The organism is Bacillus sp. JJ1474, assembly GCF_036965225.1.
In the GTDB taxonomy this organism is placed as follows: domain Bacteria; phylum Bacillota; class Bacilli; order Bacillales; family Cytobacillaceae; genus Cytobacillus.
The window spans coordinates 1-1,681 of the sequence record NZ_JBALPC010000256.1 but is presented as its reverse complement, the minus strand read 5'-3'; the positions used below and the strand labels follow the sequence as shown (position 1 = coordinate 1,681).

The following is a 1,681-nucleotide window of genomic DNA, read 5'->3' as shown; positions in this document are numbered from 1 at the left end:
TTACGAACGGGGGCTTTAGCACAATAACTAAGGTGTTATTTTTGCAGCTTTTTCTCATTTTCCACTATTCAACAATTGGGCACTTTAATGGAGTAACGAAAAAGCCAAAGCTAATAATTGAAGTCTTCGGGATTATGAAGACATAGTTTCTCTATATAAAAGAGTTTGAGAGTGTGGAGCATTTTAAAAGCGAGCTGGAAAAGTACATAATGTATTAAAATACACAAAACGCATTAAGGCAAAATTAAAAGGCATGAATCCGATACAATATCGAACTCATACCAAACTCGACGCCTAATGAAATAACCGTGTCTAACTTTTAGGGGCCACTTCAAAAATTAGGTGAATGAAAAGGTTTTTTTTATAGATACTTATAATCGGGCTCTTTCGCTTTATTATTATATTCCACATGCAAATCATGATTGTCAAAATACCAAATATCTTTTTCTTCAATAAAATAGGTAATTCCATTCTTTGTAGTTTCAGCACCCGCATTAACGGGCTCATCCTTTGAGATACCTAATGAAAATCCTTGTTGTACCGTACTGCATCCGCCATAGCGTGCAAAAAAACGAACATAATCGCCTTTGTTTAAAAACATTTCATCTTCATACCAAGCCGCAGCCTCATCGCTAATATGTATTTTCATCATGAAATCCTCCTTCATACTATCTTTGGCTGTTCATTATCCTATATACGTAATAATTCCGCTTAAAATCATGAATACATTGAATATAATATGCCAGATGATGGCGGGAAGAATGCTTCCTGAACGAATGGTAATACCAGCATAGAAAATACCGCCTAATGCAAAAAGTAAACATAGCCACCATGAGTATCCAAAGGCAAGATGTGATAAGCCAAAGCCTAATCCCGAAAAGAGAACCGCAGCTTTTTCACCTGCCAAATCTACTAGTCTAGTTAAGACGATTCCTCTCCAAAGGATTTCTTCCAGTGTACCATTTATGATCGAAAAAAGGATGATAAACAGTAAGAAGTTAGGGTCTCCAAAATTAAATTTTGTTAAAGACAGGAAGGGAATAAATGCTGCTAGATTAATACATAAGGCAATCAATAAAAAGACTCTAATTGTAACAGTGTGGAATCCGCTCCATATAAATGGAAATGAAATGGTTGCCATCCAATTAGGCTTCAAGCCATAAAGGTTCCAATTCTTTTTAAACTTCTTAATAACATAGACCATAAAAAGGATCGGGAATAATAGGAGTGAACGATTTATGATCATAATTGAACTTATATTTAATGGTAATTCTTCAATTAGTCGATCGCCATATAATAAAACTAAATACCCAATCGTATATGCGGCCAAAACCCAGACAAAAACGCGACTTTGATTTGCGACAATCGTCAAATATATAATCATCGCTAACAAAAGAGCATAGGAAAAGATAAATAGTTTATGCTGTGTAAGGATCATGATGACGACAAACAAAAAAAGCTGTCCGTATTTATGTGCTAATGAAAGCTTATTCAATACAACCAATGTGGTCATCCTCTCCAGAATCATTCACTTTATTTTAGCACTTTCTTTCTAAAAGAAATAGAATTATCGCAGATTAACGGGCTGTAAGACCCGCACTTTAAGAAGTTGAGTAAAGCAAAAATTTCTAAGTGGGGGATCAACAGCCCGTAAAGGCCCGGATTTAGGAACACAGACTAA

General features: G+C 35.3%; 2 protein-coding genes and 1 pseudogene. 1 reads left to right on the top strand and 2 read right to left on the bottom strand.

Annotated features, from left to right (window positions below; translation table 11 throughout):
• Positions 1-110: 110 nt before the first annotated feature.
• A pseudogene (locus V7164_RS23785) lies at positions 111-298 on the top strand (IS3 family transposase); the annotation flags it as partial.
• 63 nt (positions 299-361) lie between these two features.
• Here the strand turns inward: V7164_RS23785 and V7164_RS23780 are convergent.
• Both V7164_RS23780 and V7164_RS23775 read right to left on the bottom strand, forming a co-directional pair.
• A complete protein-coding gene (locus V7164_RS23780; protein WP_335355433.1) occupies positions 362-649 on the bottom strand; it encodes a HesB/YadR/YfhF family protein in 288 nt (95 codons plus the stop codon).
• Between the two features lie 36 nt (positions 650-685).
• Positions 686-1,504, bottom strand: coding sequence for a CPBP family intramembrane glutamic endopeptidase (locus V7164_RS23775; RefSeq protein WP_335355432.1), 819 nt, complete (start codon positions 1,502-1,504; stop codon positions 686-688).
• Positions 1,505-1,681: the final 177 nt, after the last annotated feature.

Bases quoted from the DNA above. Each gene is read 5' to 3' on its own strand.
- V7164_RS23780 (WP_335355433.1), bottom strand. From the start codon at position 649: ATGAAAATACATATTAGCGATGAGGCTGCGGCTTGGTATGAAGATGAA.